Source organism: Roseibium denhamense, assembly GCF_009711415.1.
Lineage (GTDB): Bacteria > Pseudomonadota > Alphaproteobacteria > Rhizobiales > Stappiaceae > Roseibium > Roseibium denhamense.
Genome location: NZ_SMLZ01000108.1, coordinates 113,130 through 130,558, shown reverse-complemented (window position 1 = coordinate 130,558; position 17,429 = coordinate 113,130). Strand labels below are relative to the sequence as shown.

The 17,429-nt window shown below is 57.4% G+C and carries 21 protein-coding genes; 13 read left to right on the top strand and 8 right to left on the bottom strand.

Features of this window, described 5'->3' with window-relative positions:
- Window positions 1-75: 75 nt before the first annotated feature.
- The 13 genes from E1180_RS12025 (at window position 76) to E1180_RS11965 (ending at window position 10,315) form a co-directional block, all read left to right on the top strand.
- Window positions 76-1,293 carry a flagellar hook protein FlgE gene (locus E1180_RS12025; protein ID WP_155191423.1) on the top strand — a complete coding sequence of 406 codons (1,218 nt, stop codon included), beginning with the start codon at window positions 76-78 and terminating at the stop codon, window positions 1,291-1,293.
- Window positions 1,294-1,324: 31 nt separating this feature from the next.
- A complete protein-coding gene (gene flgK, locus E1180_RS12020; RefSeq protein ID WP_155191422.1) occupies window positions 1,325-2,812 on the top strand; it encodes a flagellar hook-associated protein FlgK in 1,488 nt (495 codons plus the stop codon).
- Between the two features lie 5 nt (window positions 2,813-2,817).
- A complete protein-coding gene (locus E1180_RS12015) occupies window positions 2,818-3,864 on the top strand; it encodes a flagellar hook-associated family protein (protein ID WP_155191421.1) in 1,047 nt (348 codons plus the stop codon).
- A 49-nt stretch (window positions 3,865-3,913) separates the two neighbouring features.
- A complete protein-coding gene (flaF, locus tag E1180_RS12010; protein WP_155191420.1) occupies window positions 3,914-4,264 on the top strand; it encodes a flagellar biosynthesis regulator FlaF in 351 nt (116 codons plus the stop codon).
- 4 nt (window positions 4,265-4,268) lie between these two features.
- Complete coding sequence (gene flbT / locus E1180_RS12005) at window positions 4,269-4,748, top strand: flagellar biosynthesis repressor FlbT (protein ID WP_155191419.1); 480 nt, start codon at window positions 4,269-4,271, stop codon at window positions 4,746-4,748.
- 11 nt (window positions 4,749-4,759) lie between these two features.
- Window positions 4,760-5,164, top strand: a complete 405-nt coding sequence (flgD, locus tag E1180_RS12000; protein WP_155191418.1) for a flagellar hook assembly protein FlgD — start codon at window positions 4,760-4,762, stop codon at window positions 5,162-5,164.
- 15 nt (window positions 5,165-5,179) lie between these two features.
- Entirely contained in the window at window positions 5,180-5,446 is a 267-nt protein-coding gene (locus tag E1180_RS11995; RefSeq protein WP_155191417.1) for a flagellar biosynthetic protein FliQ, read from the top strand.
- A 172-nt stretch (window positions 5,447-5,618) separates the two neighbouring features.
- Window positions 5,619-7,709: a flagellar biosynthesis protein FlhA gene (gene flhA / locus E1180_RS11990; protein WP_155191416.1), complete on the top strand. Its 2,091-nt coding sequence runs from the start codon at window positions 5,619-5,621 to the stop codon at window positions 7,707-7,709.
- Entirely contained in the window at window positions 7,709-8,482 is a 774-nt protein-coding gene (gene fliR, locus E1180_RS11985) for a flagellar biosynthesis protein FliR (RefSeq protein ID WP_155191415.1), read from the top strand. The genes flhA and fliR overlap by 1 nt, the downstream gene beginning before the upstream one ends.
- Before the next feature lie 4 nt (window positions 8,483-8,486).
- Window positions 8,487-8,867 carry a flagellar biosynthesis protein R gene (locus tag E1180_RS11980; protein WP_155191414.1) on the top strand — a complete coding sequence of 127 codons (381 nt, stop codon included), beginning with the start codon at window positions 8,487-8,489 and terminating at the stop codon, window positions 8,865-8,867.
- Between the two features lie 154 nt (window positions 8,868-9,021).
- A complete protein-coding gene (locus E1180_RS11975; RefSeq protein WP_155191413.1) occupies window positions 9,022-9,447 on the top strand; it encodes a rod-binding protein in 426 nt (141 codons plus the stop codon).
- A complete protein-coding gene (locus E1180_RS11970) occupies window positions 9,447-9,860 on the top strand; it encodes a hypothetical protein (protein WP_155191412.1) in 414 nt (137 codons plus the stop codon). Before E1180_RS11975 ends, E1180_RS11970 begins: the two co-directional genes overlap by 1 nt.
- Window positions 9,857-10,315 carry a hypothetical protein gene (locus tag E1180_RS11965; RefSeq protein WP_155191411.1) on the top strand — a complete coding sequence of 153 codons (459 nt, stop codon included), beginning with the start codon at window positions 9,857-9,859 and terminating at the stop codon, window positions 10,313-10,315. Before E1180_RS11970 ends, E1180_RS11965 begins: the two co-directional genes overlap by 4 nt.
- Before the next feature lie 113 nt (window positions 10,316-10,428).
- Here E1180_RS11965 and E1180_RS11960 read toward each other — a convergent pair whose 3' ends face one another.
- From E1180_RS11960 to motA, 8 genes are all read right to left on the bottom strand, one after another.
- On the bottom strand, window positions 10,429-11,559 hold the full coding sequence (locus E1180_RS11960) for a carboxylate-amine ligase (RefSeq protein WP_155191410.1): 1,131 nt from the start codon (window positions 11,557-11,559) through the stop codon (window positions 10,429-10,431).
- Window positions 11,560-11,903: 344 nt separating this feature from the next.
- Entirely contained in the window at window positions 11,904-12,350 is a 447-nt protein-coding gene (locus E1180_RS11955; protein WP_155191409.1) for a hypothetical protein, read from the bottom strand.
- Window positions 12,351-12,374: 24 nt separating this feature from the next.
- A complete protein-coding gene (gene flhB, locus E1180_RS11950) occupies window positions 12,375-13,448 on the bottom strand; it encodes a flagellar biosynthesis protein FlhB (protein ID WP_155191408.1) in 1,074 nt (357 codons plus the stop codon).
- A gap of 55 nt (window positions 13,449-13,503) precedes the next feature.
- Window positions 13,504-14,571 (bottom strand): flagellar motor switch protein FliG, encoded by a 1,068-nt coding sequence (locus tag E1180_RS11945; RefSeq protein ID WP_208997098.1) that lies wholly within the window; start codon window positions 14,569-14,571, stop codon window positions 13,504-13,506.
- 49 nt (window positions 14,572-14,620) lie between these two features.
- Window positions 14,621-14,926, bottom strand: a complete 306-nt coding sequence (gene fliN, locus E1180_RS11940) for a flagellar motor switch protein FliN (RefSeq protein WP_425280917.1) — start codon at window positions 14,924-14,926, stop codon at window positions 14,621-14,623.
- An 86-nt stretch (window positions 14,927-15,012) separates the two neighbouring features.
- A complete protein-coding gene (locus tag E1180_RS11935; protein ID WP_155191406.1) occupies window positions 15,013-15,582 on the bottom strand; it encodes a hypothetical protein in 570 nt (189 codons plus the stop codon).
- Window positions 15,563-16,522 carry a flagellar motor switch protein FliM gene (locus E1180_RS11930; protein ID WP_155191405.1) on the bottom strand — a complete coding sequence of 320 codons (960 nt, stop codon included), beginning with the start codon at window positions 16,520-16,522 and terminating at the stop codon, window positions 15,563-15,565. Before E1180_RS11930 ends, E1180_RS11935 begins: the two co-directional genes overlap by 20 nt.
- A 3-nt stretch (window positions 16,523-16,525) precedes the next feature.
- Entirely contained in the window at window positions 16,526-17,425 is a 900-nt protein-coding gene (motA, locus tag E1180_RS11925) for a flagellar motor stator protein MotA (RefSeq protein ID WP_283404605.1), read from the bottom strand.
- Window positions 17,426-17,429: the final 4 nt, after the last annotated feature.

Here is a 17,429-nt window from a genome sequence, read left to right as displayed (position 1 = left end):
ATCTTCAAGCGACAGCTTCGCGCAAGTTAAGTGGGTTTGACTGTCTCCAGTTGATTTGGAAACGGGAGACGTTCCATGGGTCTTTATGGAGTTATGCGCACCGGTGTGTCCGGCATGAACGCGCAGTCGAGCAAGCTCGGCACAGTAGCTGACAACATCGCCAATTCCGGGACGACCGGCTACAAGCGGGCCGAGACCGAATTTTCGTCGATGGTCCTGTCTCAAGGGTCGGGTACGTACAACTCCGGTGGTGTTCAGGCGCATACCAAATACGCAATCACCGACCAGGGCTCGATGAGCTTTACAACCTCCAAACTGGATCTTGCGGTCGACGGAAACGGCTTCTTCATCGTCTCCGATGGCACGGGCGCCGGTTCTCAGCAGGCGCTGACACGCGCAGGATCGTTCGTGCCGGATGGTGATGGATTTCTGGTGAATACAGCTGGTTACTATCTCCAGGGGTACCCGATCACCGGTGGTGCGGCTCCGTCTGTCGTTGCAAACGGGCTTGGTGGTCTCCAGCCGGTCAACATTACCCAGAACCAGCTGGAGGCAACTCCAACCAGCACCGGAACGCTCCATGCCAATTTGCCGGATAGCGCTGCGGTTGGTGATGTCGTTTCGACGTCAGTTGTCGTCTATGACAACCTTGGTAATGAGAAGCAGATCCGCTTCGAGTATGAGAAGATTACAGATACAAGTGTGGTTCCGATCCCGGCAACCGCCGAATGGGAACTGACGGTGACGGGCGATGTTACAGCCCCGGTTGGTCCGATCACGCTCCAATTCGATACCGCGACAGGCCAAATGATCGGCGCTGCGCCGGTCAACGTTCCGATCACCAACGGTAACACTGTTCCGTTCGATCTGAGTCAATCGACGCATTTGGATGCGGACTTCACTATCACGAGCGTTGAAGCAGACGGCAACTCACCCAGCTCGGTTGAGAGCGTTGAGTTTGGCGATGACGGAACACTTTATGCGATCTACGAGAACGGTGATCGCCGCAGCATTTACAAGATCCCGCTGGCTGATGTGCCGAGCCCGGACAAGCTCGATCCCATGTCCGGCAACCTCTACCGTCCGTCGATTGACTCAGGCGACGTCCGGGTGGGTTTTCCCGGTGAGGCTGGTTTGGGCGATCTGCAGGTCGGCGCTCTTGAAGGGTCCAACGTGGACCTCGCCAGTGAACTGACCTCCATGATCGAATCTCAGCGGACTTACACAGCCAACTCACAGGTCTTCAAGGCGGGGTCCGACCTGCTGCAGGAACTCGTGAACCTGGTCCGATAACAAACAAGCATGAGAACTGGAAACTAGTGTCATGAGCCTGTCCGTCGCCCTGCAGGTGGCCCAGTCCGCCCTGTCTGCCCGCCAGACGGAATCGTCTGTGATCGCCAGGAATATTTCTGGTGCGCAGGATCCCGGCTATTCCCGAAAATCTGTCCTGCTCAGCCAGACCTATACGTCCTCCGGTCAATCCGGCGGCCTGCGGATTGACGGAATTGCCCGGGTGACGGACAGCTCGCTTTATGCGTCGCTGCTGACATCAACCTCGGTCGGAACGTCCCAGGAAGCGCTTCTTGCCGGGCTGACACGGATGTCGGAGACCATCAATGATACCCAGCTGGAGATGTCTCCGGCCGCCAAACTCGGTGAGTTAAAGCTGTCGCTCCAAAGCTTCGCGTCAGATCCCAATAACTCGGTTATGGCACAGGACGTTTTGACCACCTCGAAAGAGATGGCGCAAACGCTCCGGGCAAGCTCTGAAATTGTTCAGGACGTCAGGGCGTCGGCCGACAGCGACATGGCGACATCCGTCAAGAGCATCAACCAGCTGCTTGGCCAGCTGGAAGACCTCAACAGCATCATCGTCAAGGGCAATCAATCGGGCGCCGATGTCACCGATGCACTCGACAGCCGCGATCAGGTTTTGCTCTCTTTGTCTGAAGAAATCGGGATCACGACCCTCAACCGCGCGGACGGCGATATCGTGGTCTACACCGATAGTGGCGTAACGCTTTTCGAGACGACAGCCCGTGACGTTTCATTCGCGCCGACCGTTATTTTTGATCCGACAACCACTGGCAATGCCGTCTTTGTTGATGGTGTTCCGGTGGCCGGCCCTGGTGCCGTCATGGAACTAAACTCCGGGCGCCTTCACGGGCTGGCGGAGTTGCGCGACGAAACGGCGGTGACCTATCAAAACCAGCTGGATGAGGTCGCGCGCGGTTTGATCGAGGCTTTTGCGGAGGAAAACCAGACAACGCCGGGCACGTTCCAGGCAGGTCTGTTCACCTGGTCTGGCGCTCCGAACGTCCCGGCAACCAGTACGCTGTCGGTTGGTCTTGCCTGGGAAATCGAGGTCAACGCCAATGCTGACCCGGACCAGGGCGGCAATATCGATCTGATCCGGGACGGCGGCATCTCGGACCCGCTTGACCCTGACTATGACTACAACCCTACCAACGCGGCGGGCTTTTCCGGCCGGCTTCAGGAACTCGTCAGTGCATTTGATACAGACCGTGTCTTTGATGCGGGTGTGGAGCTTGACCCGGCCGATAGCCTGAGCGGATTTGCAGCCTCTTCGGTCAGCTGGCTCGAGAGCAACCGCAAGACCATGACCAGCAGTGTCGAGGTCCAGACGGTCATCATTGGCCGGACGGCCGAAAATCTCAGCAACGAAACCGGCGTCAATATCGATGAGGAAATGACGCTGCTTCTAGAAATTGAACGTGCTTACGCGGCCGCGTCCCGGCTGATCACAGCTGTCGACTCCATGCTCGACGATCTCTTGGCCGCAGCGAGGTAACTCCCATGAAAACGTCCTTTATCTCAACCTTGTCCTTGTCGGATTCATCGCGGCGCCACATCCAGGACCAGTCTTTCATGGTCAAGAAGCTCGGCGTCGAGTTGTCGTCCGGCCGGAAATACGATGTGGGCCTTGATCTGGGCACGCGAACAGGCGAGGCGGTAACCCTTCGCGCTGAATTTCATTTCCTGTCCGGCATTACCGACACAAACGCTTTGACAGCGGCGCGCATGGATGTGTCGCAGGCTGCCATGCAGGACGTTCTTGATGATGCCCAAGGCTTCCTCGCCACTCTGGTGGGGCTCAAAGAGAACAACTTTGGTGCCGACATTGTCATGTCTGAAGCATCCGGCAAGATGGAAATGCTGACGTCCCGGATGAACACCCAGTTGAACGGCAGTTTTCTGTTTGCCGGGATTAACTCCGATCAGGAACCGTTCGCTGATTACAGGGACCCTGCATCGCCGAACAAAGTCGCAGCAGACGCGGCTTTTCTGGCTGAGTTTGGTTTCACGCAGAACGACCCGAACGTGTCGACGATCACGCCTGCGGCCATGGATGCTTATCTGACGGGCGACTTCGATGCGATGTTTGCCGATCCGGCCTGGGGGGCAACCTGGTCAACCGCCTCCGATACACAGGTCACAAGCCGGATTTCAGCCAGCGAAACGGTTACCTCGTCAGTTGGCGCAAATGAACAGGCGTTCCGCGACCTTGCCAAGGTCTACACCATGATGGGGGACCTGGGGGTCGATAGCCTGTCAAAGGAAACCTACGAGGTCGTCGTGAACAAGGCGATCGAGACGGTCGGGGCGGCGATTAATGGCCTCACGAGCGCGATGGGCAAGATGGGCAACGTCCAGGAGCAGGTCAAGCTCGCGAGCTCACGCCTGACGGTCCAGACCGACATTTTGAATGAGCGGATCAACAACCTTGAGAACGTCAATCTCGAGGAGACGTCGGTGCGCCTGAATACTGCATTGACCCAGCTGGAGACAACTTATGCGGTGACTGCACGGATGCAGGGTTTGAGCCTGCTCAACTACATCTGACCCGGCATGACGCCCGGTCTCCTGCTTCCTAAAGGTCTATGGAGGGACCATGTACAATCTGTCTTACGCCGAGATCATGGACGATCTTTGCACTGATGAGCGCATGAATGAACACGAAGCCATGTCGATCGTTATCGGCAAGCTCGAAGTTGCTCAAGAAAAGGGGATCCGTTCCGCAGAAGCTGTTGATGCGATCTTCTACACCCGCCGGCTCTGGAGTTACTTCCTGGAGCATCTTGCGGATGACGAGAACCAGCTTCCCATCGAAACGCGGGCCAATCTGATCTCGGTCGGGATCTGGGTCTTGAAGGAAGCGGAGGCCCTGCGCCAATGGGAGCAGGAAGACTTCTCCGACATCATCCAAATCAACTCCATCATTCGTGACAGTCTAGGCGGTTAATCATATGAAAATCGGTTTGAAAGCAGGGGAACGCTTGTTCATCAACGGTGCCGTTATCCGCGCCGAGCGCAAGACCAGCATCGAGTTGCTGAACGATGCGGTTTTCCTTCTGGAGGCTCACGTGCTCCAGCCCGAGGATGCGACGACACCGCTGAAGCAGCTGTACTTCATCCTGCAGACCATGATCATTGATCCAGCTGCCACGAATGCTGCCCGGGACATGTTCTGCGTCGTCCTGGATAGTGTGAAGAGCGCCTTTTCGAACCAGGAAATCCTGGATCGTCTCGATGATGTCAGTGACCTGGTTAAAAACGAGCGCTTGTTCGAGGCGATGAAAATCGTGCGCGCGCTCTATCCGATCGAAGCCCGCTTGATGGCTGCAGATATCCGCGAACGCCAGGAGGTCAACCGGGCTCGTGCCCAGGCCGACCGGTTTCCAGCCAACTCCAGCTACGAGTTCCATGCTGCAGCAAATGCCGTCTAAGGAGATTTGACATGACCAATGTGACAGCCGTTGGCGCGGCTCAAGGCACCCAGGCGGGCACAAGCGCCGCTGCCGCGCAGGACCAGCTTACGCTGGACTATGATGCCTTTTTGCAGCTGATGATGACCCAGATGCAGAACCAGGATCCGACAAGCCCGATGGATGCCAACGAACAAATGGCGCAGCTCGCAAGCTTCAGCCAAGTTGAACAGGCTATCAAGACAAACGCGAAGCTTGAAACCTTATTGACCAACATGTCCTTCGGACAGGTCGATGACCTGATCGGCCGCACCGTGACCGATCCGAGCGGGACAACCGGCGTTGTCGAGAAGGTGGAAGTCTATTCTGATGGTACAGTGCTTGGCCTGGACAATGGCAAAGGCATCTTGCTCGGACCGGGTGTGACCATCTCTTAAACGGGTAATGCGCGAATGAATGAAGTTGATGCACTGGATCTGGTTCGCACGTCGATCTGGACAATCCTGATCGGGTCTGCCCCGGCGATTGTGCCGGCCATGGTCGTCGGCATCGGTATTGCCCTGATGCAGGCACTGACCCAGGTCCAGGAAATCACGTTGACATTCATTCCAAAGATCGTTGCGATCCTTGTCATGATCGTTGTCGGCGGGCCGTTCATTGGCGGCCAGATTTTCTCCCTGACAACGATCATTTACAGCCGGATTGAAAACGGGTTTTAGCGGCAGCTTCCAATCAGGTCCCATGATGGCATCGGCCATCCTCCCGGCTTCCGGCGTTCCCCCGCACCGGAGGCCGGTTGCGTATTTGGGAAGGCGGGAACGCGCCCGGTAAAGCTCCGCGCAAGCTTGCGGAGCGACTTTGACGTCATCTCAGATGCAGCAGAGAGACGGCATGACAGACACCTCCCTTTCACCCATAGCAGATGGCACACCGGAAAACCGCCGGGACATCGGCTTTGCCTTTGGCATTGTCGTGATCCTGGCCGTTCTGTTCCTGCCCATTCCCACATTTTTGATCGATATCGGCCTCGCCACGTCGATTGCGCTGTCTGTCCTGATCTTGATGGTGGCTTTGTGGATCCAAAAACCGCTCGACTTTTCGTCCTTCCCGACCGTCCTGCTGATTGCCACCATGCTGCGGCTGTCGCTGAACATTGCGACAACCCGGGTCATCCTTGCCAATGGATATGAGGGCACGCATGCGGCCGGCTATGTGATCAACGGATTTTCCCAATTTGTCATGAGCGGAGACTTTGTGATCGGTCTGATCGTCTTCGTCATTTTGATCACCGTGAACTTCATGGTGATCACAAAGGGCGCAACCCGTATTGCGGAAGTTGGGGCACGATTTACGCTTGATGCCATCCCGGGCAAGCAGATGGCGATCGATGCCGACCTTTCAGCGGGCCTCATCGATGACAAGGAAGCTCAGCACCGCCGCAAGGAACTGGAAGAGGAAAGTTCCTTCTTCGGTGCCATGGACGGTGCATCGAAGTTCGTGCGCGGCGATGCCATCGCCGGCCTTATCATTACAGCCGTGAACATCCTCGGCGGTATCGTGATCGGGGTGACCCGTTATGACATGACGGTTGCGAATGCTGCAGACGTTTTCACCAAGCTCTCTGTCGGTGACGGCCTGGTTTCGCAAATCCCGGCTCTGATCGTTTCGCTTGCTGCGGGTCTTCTCGTCTCAAAAGGTGGTACGCGGGGGTCGGCCGAAAAGGCGGTTCTCGGTCAGCTCGGCGGCTACCCGCGCGCGCTGTTTGTTGCCGCGGTGCTCATGGGTGTGTTTGCCCTCATGCCGGGTCTTCCGATCCTGCCGTTCATGACACTGGCCGCTATTTTCGGGTTCATTGGATACACAATTCCAAAACGTCAGGCGGCGCTGAAAAAAGTGGAGCAGGACAAGGTGCGTGCCGCACAGGAAGAGGCGAAACGCGAAGAGAAGGACTCCGTCAAGGAATCGCTGAAAACCGCGGAAGTGGAACTCGTCCTCGGCAAGCAGCTTTCGGCTGAACTCTTGACGCGCCAGGGTGAACTTGGGCGCCGGGTCGCGAAAATGCGCCGCAAATTCGCGGAGCAATACGGGTTCGTGGTTCCCGATATCCGGGTGACCGACAGTTTGACTGTCGACCCAAAATCTTACCAGATCAAGATCCACGGAACGATTGTCGCCTCCCATAAAATGAAGGTTGGCGAGCTGCTTGTCATTCCGACCAGCGACAGTCCATTGCCAGTCCCGGCGGACGAGACCCGCGAACCCGCATTCGGCATGACCGCATTCTGGGTCCCGCAGGCCTATAAGGACGAATTGCGCCGCCGCGGGGTTGAGCCGGCGGACAACAACACTGTCATCCTGACCCACTTGAGTGAGGTGATCCGGAACAACTTGCCCCAGCTTCTTTCCTACAAGGACATGCGGGCCCTGTTCCAGCGGCTGGATCCGGAATACCAGAAGCTGCTGGATGATATCTGCCCGGCACATACCTCATTCTCCGGTCTGCAGGCGGTTCTGAAGCTGCTTCTCGCCGAACGGGTCTCGATCCGGAACCTGAACCTGATCCTCGAGGCCGTTGCGGAAATCGTGCCGCATGTCCGCCGGTCCGAGCAGGTGGTTGAGCATGTGCGCATGCGCATTGCGCAACAGATTTGCGGCGACCTGTCAGAGGGCGGGCCCTTGAATGTCCTGCGTCTTGGCAACCGGTGGGATCTGGCCTTCCACAATGCCTTGAAGCGCGACGCCAAGGGGGAGGTGATCGAATTCGATATCGAGCCCCAGCTGGTGGAAGACTTCGGCACGCAGATGTCCGAAGCGGTGAAGAAACATATGAAGTCCGGCAGTCGCTTTGCGATTGTCGCCGCGCCTGATGCGCGTCCTTATGTCCGCATGATCGTGGAACGCATGTTCCCGACCCTTCCGGTGCTCAGCCATCTGGAGATTGCACGCGGTGTTGATGTGTCGGCGATGGGAAGCGTCTCCTGATGCTGCCGGCGTCATTGCTCAGCGTGATCGGGACCGAGGTCCTGCTGGCGGTGTTTCTCCTGTTCTGCCGGATCGGCGGATGTCTGATGATCATCCCAGGTTTCGGCAGTACCAGGATCCCCGCCCAGGTGCGATTGCTGATTTCACTTGCGGTCACGCTCGCTCTGGCGCCGCTGCTGGCACCAACAATCCAGGCGGCCTTGCCCGATGAGACACTGTCCAGCGTGTCCTGGTTTATCGGCGCGGAGCTGTTGACCGGGGTCTTCATCGGTTTTCTCGGCCGGATTTTCATCGCCGCGCTTGAAACCTTGACCACTCTGGTTTCCATGGCAATCGGCTTGTCAAACATGCCGGGCATGCCGGTGGAGGGCGTGGATGCGCTACCGCCGGTGGCCAGCTTGTTCACCTTGACCGCAACTGCGATGGTTTTCATCTCCAATCAGCATTGGGAGGTGATCCGGGGTCTTGTTGCCTCTTATGAGGCCATCCCGGCCGGCCAGCCGCTCGCCGCCATGGCAAGCCTGGAACAGTTCACCGATCAGATGGCCAAGACCTTCGTATTGGCGCTGCGCGTTTGCAGTCCATTCATTGTCTACACGATCGTGGTCAATCTCGCGGTTGGCCTGGTGAACAAGCTAACCCCGCAAATTCCCGTCTATTTCATCTCGTTGCCGTTTGTAATCGCAGGCGGCCTCTACTTCCTGTACCTGGTGATCGCGGAAGCCATGATGATCTTCCTCGACGGGTACTTCACATGGCTTCAACTAGGGTAGTTCGATGGCAAGAAACAGTCAGGAAATCGAACGTTTGTTCAAGATGCAAAAGCAGATCTTCATGTTCTCGTCCTGGCTTTTGCAAAAGCTCGACGCACAAGTCTATCAGCTCAATGAGAAGGAGCGCCGGATCCTGATGGCCCTTTCCAGCGGGGACCTGGCACAGCATGACCGCTTTATTGCAAACGCCGCCGAACGCCTGCGCCGGATTATCGAGGAAATGGCGCGGCTGAGCGCTGCCAGAGACAAGGTCAACTCCGAGTATGACCGTCAGCGCATGATGCTCAAACTCATGGCAGAGCGCCTTGCCCAAATGCGCGGCGAGGAGCAGCGCGCGGAAGAAGAGCGGGATCTGATGGAGCTGCTGGAGCGCCGCTACGGGTAGCATCAAGCAGGACGTTCGACGGACGCAAGCCTCCCGCAAGCTGAGGGATCTAGTGTTATTCACGCAAACAAGGCCTGGTGAAGCTTCCCTGCTTGCCTTGCCCTGTCACACATCGGGTCTTGTTTGCACTCAATTTCTAACCGGAGCCGAAGACATGGCGATCACGCCTCCTTCAGACCTTATCCTGGACGTCGCAAAGGCGGCGGATCCGATGGAAATCAAAGAGGCCGCCAACCGCTTGCGGTCAATTGCGGCAGGTGGCTCCGGCGCCGGTTTTGAGCTCGCCTATGCGGGAGCGTCGAACCGGGCGGACGCGAATATCAACGGCTTCCGGGATGCTGCTTCCGTCCGCTCCGAGGCTGACAAGTCTCCGGGCGAGAAGTTCGAGGCGATGATCCTCACGCAATTCGTCGAGACCATGCTGCCGCAAAATGCCGAAGCGGTTTTCGGCAAGGGCACAGCCGGTGAGATCTGGAAATCCATGCTGGCCGAACAGGTTGCCAATCAGCTGGCAGCGAGCGGCGGTGTCGGAGTTGCGGACTTGATATCTGATACTCTCAACAAAGGAGCCAAAGCATAATGGACGCCGGACAGGAACTCGCATCCCAGGAACTTGCGCCTCAGATGCCATTGGGAAATCCTGCGGTATGCGCGCCGCTGCTTGTGGCCGTTGAGCGGGCAATCACCAGCATTCAGGCTGAAACCGATGCGCTTCGGGCCAATCCGACCACTGATCTGAAGACCTATGAGTACCGCAAGAGTCAGGCCTTGCTTGATCTGACACGGGCGCGTGCCTCCGTCCCGCCTTCCGCCTATTCCGAAGAACTCAAACTGACGCTCAAGGATTTCAAGGATGTTCTTGAGGACAATGTGGCGCTTTTGAAACTGCACATGAACGCGGTGTCGGAAGTTGTTGCGATGATGTCGCGCACGATGATCGATCAGGAATCGGACGGCACCTACAAAGCCCCGTTTCCGGAGCCAGCCCGATGATGAAGGTCCTGATCGCCGGCCTGTGGATGTCTCTGGCGATGGCGGCATCAGCCTACGGAACGGTGCAGTTGATCGCCGCTGACAAAAGGGGCGGCGACAGTGATGAGCCGAATTTCGTTGGCCTTGAGTATGAGACGGTCAACCCGGTCAATGTACCGATTCTCTCGGAAGGCAACCTTCAAGGCTATGTTGTCGTGAAGATGGTTTTCACCGCGGACAGCGACACCCTGCGCCGTTTGCCTGTGCCACCGCATCCGTTCCTGGTCGATGAGGCGTTCCGGCTTCTTTACTCGGATGAGACACTCGATTTCCGGAACCTTGAACGCTACGACCTGGATGGTTTGACAGAGCATCTGAAAACGGCGGCAAACAAGCGGCTGGGACGCCAGGTCGTCGAAGATGTTCTGGTTGAGGAATTCAACTACTTCGACAAGGAAGATGTCATTTCAAACTAGTTGCGAAGCCTAGGCTTCCAAGACCTTTTGCCGCCTCCCAGGCAAATTCTAGCGCTTGCGATCTGATCGCAGGCGCTTTTTTTGACTGCATACGCGAGCGGTTTAATGCGCTCTCAAAGCCCGGCCTGGGTCTCTGTAACCAAGTTGTCCACAATGCTTGCCAGTTTGTCTTCCGGGACGTGTCCATCCTCCGGCACGTCTCCAGCGATTTCCAACTGCCGGTCCGCCGACGTTCCGCCGCGCGCGATGTTCCGCAAGTGTTTGATTTCCAGCGTGCAGCCAAAGTGTTGCGCGTCCGGTTCCACCAATTCGATGAGTTCTTCGATAAGATCGGTGAACGGTGCGGTTTCACTCCGGCCAAAATCGATCAGATGGGCCGCACTGCCATGCCGCTGTGCCTGCCATCTGTTTTCCGCAAGCAGAAACCTTTTGTACTGCCGCCAGCTCTGATTGGACCGGCGCAACCGGTAGAGTGTCCGGCACAAGCAACGGAACAGGGCGGCGATCGCAACAGCATCATCGAGCCGCGGACAGACATCGGTAATGCGCATTTCCAGGGTGGGAAACTTGTCGGACGGGCGCAGGTCCCACCAGATTTTGGTCGCGTCCTCGATCACCCCGGCCTTCACAAGCACGTCGAGCGTATTGCGGTACTCCGTATAGCTGCCGAAGGCCGGCGGAAGTCCGGTTCGCGGCAGTTCATTGAAGACGGCCAGCCGGTAGGATTTGAGGCCTGTGAACCGCCCCCGCCAAAAGGGAGAGGAGGTGCTGAGCGCAAGCAGATGCGGAAGGAAATAAGCGAGCTGGTTGTGCAGCTCGATACGCAGCTCCTCATCCTCGATCCCGATATGAACATGCATGCCGCAAATCAGCATGCGTTTGGCAACCACCTGCATGCTGCGCGCAATTTCGTTGTAGCGGGCCTTGTCCGTATGCGGCTGGTCGGTCCATTCCGCGAAGGGATGGGTGGATGCGGCAATCGGGGCGAGGCCGAAGGGGGCCGCCTCTGTTATGATTGTCTTGCGGAGATGGGCCAGTTCCGCACGCACCCCGGCGAGGCTATTGCAAACCGGGGTGCCAACTTCGATCTGGCAACGCAGAAACTCGGGGCTGACCTGGTCTTCGAGCACTTGTTCGCAAGCACGGAAGAGTTCTTCAGGCGGTGAACTGGCAACCATCCGGCTGGCGGTGTCGATAAGAAGATATTCTTCTTCAACCCCAATGCTGAAACTGGGTTCCTTCATCCCGTTAGCATCAGGATTTTTGTCACCCGGCGTCAAGGCAGAAATTTGCGGATAGAGTTTTTTGGAAGCCTTAATACCAAAGCCAATTGATTATAACCCATCTGATGATCTCTTCTCGTTTTCCGGCGAGGCGCATCGCGCCGTGCGGTCTGGTTGACCGGACAAGCGATGAAACGATGTCCGGGGAGCGAGAAAACGCTACCTAAGGCCGGGTTTGGAGGGCTTTCGGCTGCGTTGCATGTCTTGACCGATACTGAAGGACGGATATGACCCGAAAAGCGGCTTAAACCGTCTCACCCCAGCCGGAATTCGGAATGTATCGGCAGTTGACGCTGTCTTCGAATCTACCGGAGCCGTGCGTCTTTGATGGCCTCGAGCAGGAGTTCGGTTTCCTTGGCCTTGTCGCCGCCGGCCTCGGTCACTTCCACGTAGGAAACGTTGACCGCATTGTCCGGCCAGGCGAGGACGACGGTGAAGTAAATCCAAACGCCCTTGTGTAAGAATTCGAGGTCCAGCGAGATTTTCGGGGTCTCTTCCCACTCCACTTCGGCCTTTGCGGCCATGGAGTAACGCAGGCTACCTTCCTTGAAGTAGAGCTCGGCCGACGTCTTGATCAGTTCTTCGATATTGCCGTGCTGGTCGGTCCGGATATAGGCAATAAGGTCTACGACATCGATAAGTTTGAGGTCTTCGATGAACTCCAGCAGCGCGCCTGCAATGGCTTCCTGGCGCTGCCGGTCGCACGTCAAAGACGGCCCCATGTCCTCGTCCTTTTCAGGCAAATCGTGCATCTACCGGCTCCAAAATACATTAAATTATACAGCGCTCTTATTTTGCCGTGAGTACACGTAACAGATGATTTCAGCAACAGCGCGGTAAAATTCGGGCGGAATCATGCGCTCCAGTTCAGTTGCCGCATAAAGCGAGCGGGCGAGCTGGCGGTCCTCAATCACGGGAATGTCGTTGGTCTCGGCGATCTCCCGGATTTTGAGGGCAATCAGGTCCTGACCCTTGGCCACCACAATCGGGGCGGGGCTCTGGTCGCTGTCATAGCGCAAGGCCACCGCATAGTGGGTCGGGTTGGCAACGACCAGCGTTGCCTTTGGAACCGCTGCCATCATCCGGTTCCTGGCACGGTCGCGGGCAAGCGAACGCTGGCGTGCCTTGACGATGGGGTCGCCCTCCATCTGCTTGTGCTCGTCCTTGATTTCCTGCTTGCTCATGCGCAGGTTCTTGCGCCAGTAGGCACGGGACCAAAGAACGTCGACGGTCACGAGCAAAATGGTCACAATGCACACGCCGGCGATAAGGCGCATGGAGATCTGAAGGATGATTTCGGGAAGGGCGCTTGGGTCGGTGAACATTGCGTTGATCAGGTCCGGTTCGTGGGCCCGGAATTGGCCGAACGCAATGGCGCTGACCGCGGAAAACTTGAAGACGGCCTTAAGAAACTCGACCCAGCCCTGGGATCCGAAAACACGGTTCCAGCCTTTGATGAGCGAGAGCTTCGAAAGTTCGGGTTTGATCCTGTTCGGTACAATGCGCGGCTGGTTCTGCAAGAACGCAGAGGCGAGCCCGCACACGGACAGGATGGCAACGATGGGGGCCAGAAACACCCCGACTTGAACCGAGACGGCGTGAGACAGCAAGAGCGCGTCAGCACTGTTTCCAAGATTCACTCCTCCCGAAACATCAAGCAGATGCGCCATGTTCGAAACCAGCCGGCGCGTCCCCTCCGAAATTACGAAACTGCCGATGAGAAGCGATCCAACGAACATGGCCAGGACAGGCGCCTCCTTGGAGACTGGCGTATTGCCTTTCTCGATCGCGTCCTGGATCTTCTTCTCGGTAGGTTCTTCTGTTTTTGAATCCTTGTCTTCTTCTGACATTGCGGCCCCGGTTCCCTAATGCTTCACCAATGTGCGGCCGCCAGGCGGACCGGCCTTAGGCGAAGTAGGCGCCATCGTCCTGCTTCGGATTGAGTTCGATCTCGCCCCGGCCGGCCATCTCGAGCGCAAGGTTCGTGATTGCGCTGCGGGCGTCCAAAACATCGCGCTGTGCGGCCGGTTCGCCGGCGGCCAGTTCGTGTTCTGCAATCCGCCGGGCCCTTGAGGTCAAGGATGACAGGATGACTTCGCGGAACTGGGCGTTCGTTCCCTTGAGCGCAAGCACGATCCGGTCGGTCGGGATCTGGTCGAAGATCGCCATGCGGGTCCGCGCGTTGAGATTGATGATGTCGTCGAAGGTGAACAGAAGGCCTTTCAGGATTTCCGCTGTTTTCGGTTTGACTTCGTTCAGGTTGTCGAGGGCGTCTTCCATGGTATCGCGGTCCATCTTGTTCAAGATGTCCGCCATGCGCGCATGGGAGTCCGCCTCAAGGGTCCCGGAAAGGTTCAGCATGAAATCTTCATGCATAGTTTTTTCGACATCGCGCATGATCTCCGGCACGACCGCCTTGATGGAGAGCATCCGCCGGACCAGCTGGTTGCGCATATCGGTCTTGATATGGCTCAGCACCTTGGCAGCGGCAGCGGGTTTAATCTTTGTAAGGATCAAAGCCGCCGTCTGCGGGTGTTCCTTCAAGAGGTAATTGGCAAAGACCGTTTCGGAAACGGTTGCCAGCCTGTCCCAGATGGACCGGTTGGAGTTGCCCAGAACATCGGACATGATGTCGGCCAGCTGATCTTCTGGAAGAACACCTTCCAGCATCTTCTCCACTTCGTTCGCCGACCCGTAAAGGGTGGTGCCGTGTGAGAACTGGGCAATGAATTCTTCCGCCAGCCGGTCGAGCTCTTCGGAGGCCACGGTGCCCAGCTGCGCCGCCGAGACCGTGATCATCCGGATCTCTTCCTGATCAAAATGCTGCAAGAGCTTTTGCGAGCTGGTTTTGCCCAGCGACAGCAAGAGGGCAGCAACACGCTGGACACCGTTTAGGCGCCTTGCCGGCGGTTTTGGATGTTGCAGCGGAGTGGTGGCAGCGGCAGATGCATTGGCTGCGGAAGGGCTCGTCATGGTCACGCGTTCCTAAGAAGGCCGTTTGGGGGAGGGATGGAGGCCTGAATTAGACCTCCAGCGCTCCGGACTGCGAGTTGATGATTTCGGTGAGAGACACGCCAAAGCGGGAATTGTCGTCTTCCACCACCACCACTTCACCCCGAGCAATGACACGGCCATTGACGACGATATCAATCGGCTCGCCAACCCGGTGATTGAGCGGAATGACGGCACCGCGCCCAAGCTTCAACAGATTGGAGACGAGCATTGTCGCGGAACCCAGAACCACCTGGATGTTGACCGGAATGCCCAGGATCGTATCGAGGTTCTTGTCGTCGCCCATGGTGGCTCCGATGTTTTCCGGCTCCGGCATCTCAACCTTTGCAAAATCGGCGGAGCTGGCCGTTTTTGTCTTTTCAGCGGCGTCAGTGGAAACGTGATCGATAATGGTGTCGGACATCAGATGTTATCCTTCTGGTTCATGGAGACAGAGCGGAATGGGCTTCCGAGTGTGTTGTCTATGCGGTGGACACGGGTCGGGGTCTGCTGCGCAGGCTCCCCGTGGTGAATGGTTGTCGTGGGTTTGCCTGCAGCAGACAGAACCCCGGCGGTCTTGAGGGTTTTCACGGTCGCATCTGCGTCATCGAAAATGTCGAGATCTTCGCGCTTCGGTGTGAACCGGCCGGCATTTCCCATCATGGCCGTTGCCTTGGACAATTCCTTCAGCTCGGCCTTGAGGACCGATTGCTGGCGTTTGGCTTCGCGGGTCAGGCCGTCGATTTCGGCAATGAGTTCGCGCGCATCATCCATGCGGCTGCCCAAGGCGTTGAGGATCTGTGCGCCCTTGACGTTGATCTCCTGGATCGAGACTTCGATGCCATCGAGCGCAAGGGCCGTCTGATCGAAGATGCGCTGGTAGTCATCATGGTAGGATCCAAGACGCCGGAGTTCGCGGTGCATCTGCACCATGCGCAAGGTGGTCGCGATCAGCGCGACCAGCAAAACGCCGTCAACGATTGCGGAGATCATCGAAAAGATCCTTCTCTTCTTCGTGAATGAGTTCGTCCACCTGCAAGGTGTAGGAGCCGTCGAGCTGGCCGAGCTGACAGGTGAAGATCGGCTGTTCATTGCACGACAGGGTGACCGGTGTTCTGGCGGTTGCCTGAAGTTCGATGACTTGGCCGACCTTCAAGTTCGTCAGTTCGCCAAGTGTCAGTTCACGCTCTTCCAGGACAGCTTTGAGTTTGACCTCGGTCCTTTGGATCTCGTTGTGGAAGTGCTGCGTCCATTGCTTGTCGCGGCTCGACATCTCTCCGGACAAGACCTGGCTGAGACGCTGGCGGAGCGGGTTCAAGGTGGAGTGCGGCATGACGACGAAGACTTCGCCGCCGCGTCCGATTGCCTGTTGCAGAAGACGGGCGACAACAGCCGGGTTGTTCCGCCGCCCGATAACCGCAAAGTCCATGCGGCTCTCAATGCGTTCGATCTTCATCGTTGTCTCGGCAATTGGCGAAAACGACTCCGCAAGGCACTTGGCAGCCACTTCGAACATGGTCCGCGCAATGCGCGTCTCGATGTTTGAAAACGGGCGCTCCTCGTCAATCGGCGGTTCGGTGCCATCCGCACCAAACAGAACATCGACAAGCGTGAAGATGAAATCCCGGTCAAAGCCGACCAGCACGCGTGCATCCCATTCCGGGGAGTAGAGGACGGCCACGAGGGCATTGGATTCGAATTCGTCGAGGACGTCTCCGATGCGGTTGTTTTCAACGTAGCTGACGGAGATGTAAGACGGTGACGGCGACTTCTGACGCATGGCGTCGGCCATCAGTCGGGCCATCCTGTCGAACACCACCGGAAGCATGGGCAGGCGGTCGACGGAGATCCCAGCGGCATCCAGCAGACGGTCGGCGATCATCGCCCGTTCTGAGCTCGAGGCATTTGAGCTTGCAGTTGCTGCTTCGATCATGGTTTAGGCCGCTCCCTGGAGGTCTTGGACATTGTCAGCACCGCCACTCGGGCCTGCGCTCATTGTTTCGTTTTCAACTTCATCGATGGTCGGGCGGTCGGTGTCGGAGATGGTCTTCCGCCCGTGTTCCAATGCGATCTGGGGATCGGCGCCATTCATGAAGGCAAGAAGGGTCTGCTTGACGACGATGTAGGTCCGCAGGCGTCCTTCGCGCACGGATTTGATCTTGGCGGCCAAGGGGCCGAACATCGAATAGGAGAAGAAAATCCCGATGAATGTTCCAACCAGAGCCGCGCCGATCAGGCTGCCAAGCAGCTGGGGGGACTGATCGATTGCGCCCATGGCCTTGATCACGCCAAGGACCGCCGCGATGATCCCGATGGCCGGGAGGGCGTCCGCAACGCTGGCGACTGCGTGATAAGGCTTCAGCTGATCTCGGTGAATGGTCTGCAGCTCTTCATCAACGAGCGCCTCAATTTCATGTGCCCGCGCGTTCCCGACAATGATCAGCCGGAAGTAGTCGCATATGAAGGTGGTCAGGCTGGCGTTGCGCAAAACAGCCGGATACTTCTGGAAGATCGAAGATGTGTTCGGGTCTTCAATATGCGGTTCCACCTGGTTCCGGCCTTTTGCTCTCAGTTCGCGCATGAGCCCGTACAAGAGGGCGAGGACATCGAGATATTCCCGCTTGTTCGGAACGGCGTTGCGAAGCGCATCGGAGATCGCGACCACCGTTCCTTTGATAGTTTTCAAGGGGTTGGCCACCACGAACGCGCCGAACGCGACACCGAGGATGATCACGAACTCCCAGGGTTGCCATAGGACGGAAACCTTGCCGCCAAGCGCGGCAAATCCACCGAGAAGAGAAGCGCCTGCGATAAACAGGCCGATAATAATAGTCACCTAA

Bases quoted from the DNA above. Each gene is read 5' to 3' on its own strand.
- fliN (WP_425280917.1), bottom strand. From the start codon at position 14,926: ATGCCGGAGCCGGAAAACATCGGAGCCACCATGGGCGACGACAAGAAC.
- E1180_RS12025 (WP_155191423.1), top strand. From the start codon at position 76: ATGGGTCTTTATGGAGTTATGCGCACCGGTGTGTCCGGCATGAACGCG.
- E1180_RS11960 (WP_155191410.1), bottom strand. From the start codon at position 11,559: ATGAAGGAACCCAGTTTCAGCATTGGGGTTGAAGAAGAATATCTTCTT.
- flbT (WP_155191419.1), top strand. From the start codon at position 4,269: ATGAAAATCGGTTTGAAAGCAGGGGAACGCTTGTTCATCAACGGTGCC.
- E1180_RS11975 (WP_155191413.1), top strand. From the start codon at position 9,022: ATGGCGATCACGCCTCCTTCAGACCTTATCCTGGACGTCGCAAAGGCG.
- E1180_RS11935 (WP_155191406.1), bottom strand. From the start codon at position 15,582: ATGATCTCCGCAATCGTTGACGGCGTTTTGCTGGTCGCGCTGATCGCG.
- E1180_RS11945 (WP_208997098.1), bottom strand. From the start codon at position 14,571: ATGACGAGCCCTTCCGCAGCCAATGCATCTGCCGCTGCCACCACTCCG.
- E1180_RS11965 (WP_155191411.1), top strand. From the start codon at position 9,857: ATGATGAAGGTCCTGATCGCCGGCCTGTGGATGTCTCTGGCGATGGCG.
- flhB (WP_155191408.1), bottom strand. From the start codon at position 13,448: ATGTCAGAAGAAGACAAGGATTCAAAAACAGAAGAACCTACCGAGAAG.
- fliR (WP_155191415.1), top strand. From the start codon at position 7,709: ATGCTGCCGGCGTCATTGCTCAGCGTGATCGGGACCGAGGTCCTGCTG.
- E1180_RS11995 (WP_155191417.1), top strand. From the start codon at position 5,180: ATGAATGAAGTTGATGCACTGGATCTGGTTCGCACGTCGATCTGGACA.
- E1180_RS11930 (WP_155191405.1), bottom strand. From the start codon at position 16,522: ATGATCGAAGCAGCAACTGCAAGCTCAAATGCCTCGAGCTCAGAACGG.
- flgK (WP_155191422.1), top strand. From the start codon at position 1,325: ATGAGCCTGTCCGTCGCCCTGCAGGTGGCCCAGTCCGCCCTGTCTGCC.
- E1180_RS11970 (WP_155191412.1), top strand. From the start codon at position 9,447: ATGGACGCCGGACAGGAACTCGCATCCCAGGAACTTGCGCCTCAGATG.
- flhA (WP_155191416.1), top strand. From the start codon at position 5,619: ATGACAGACACCTCCCTTTCACCCATAGCAGATGGCACACCGGAAAAC.
- E1180_RS12015 (WP_155191421.1), top strand. From the start codon at position 2,818: ATGAAAACGTCCTTTATCTCAACCTTGTCCTTGTCGGATTCATCGCGG.
- E1180_RS11955 (WP_155191409.1), bottom strand. From the start codon at position 12,350: ATGCACGATTTGCCTGAAAAGGACGAGGACATGGGGCCGTCTTTGACG.
- flaF (WP_155191420.1), top strand. From the start codon at position 3,914: ATGTACAATCTGTCTTACGCCGAGATCATGGACGATCTTTGCACTGAT.
- E1180_RS11980 (WP_155191414.1), top strand. From the start codon at position 8,487: ATGGCAAGAAACAGTCAGGAAATCGAACGTTTGTTCAAGATGCAAAAG.
- flgD (WP_155191418.1), top strand. From the start codon at position 4,760: ATGACCAATGTGACAGCCGTTGGCGCGGCTCAAGGCACCCAGGCGGGC.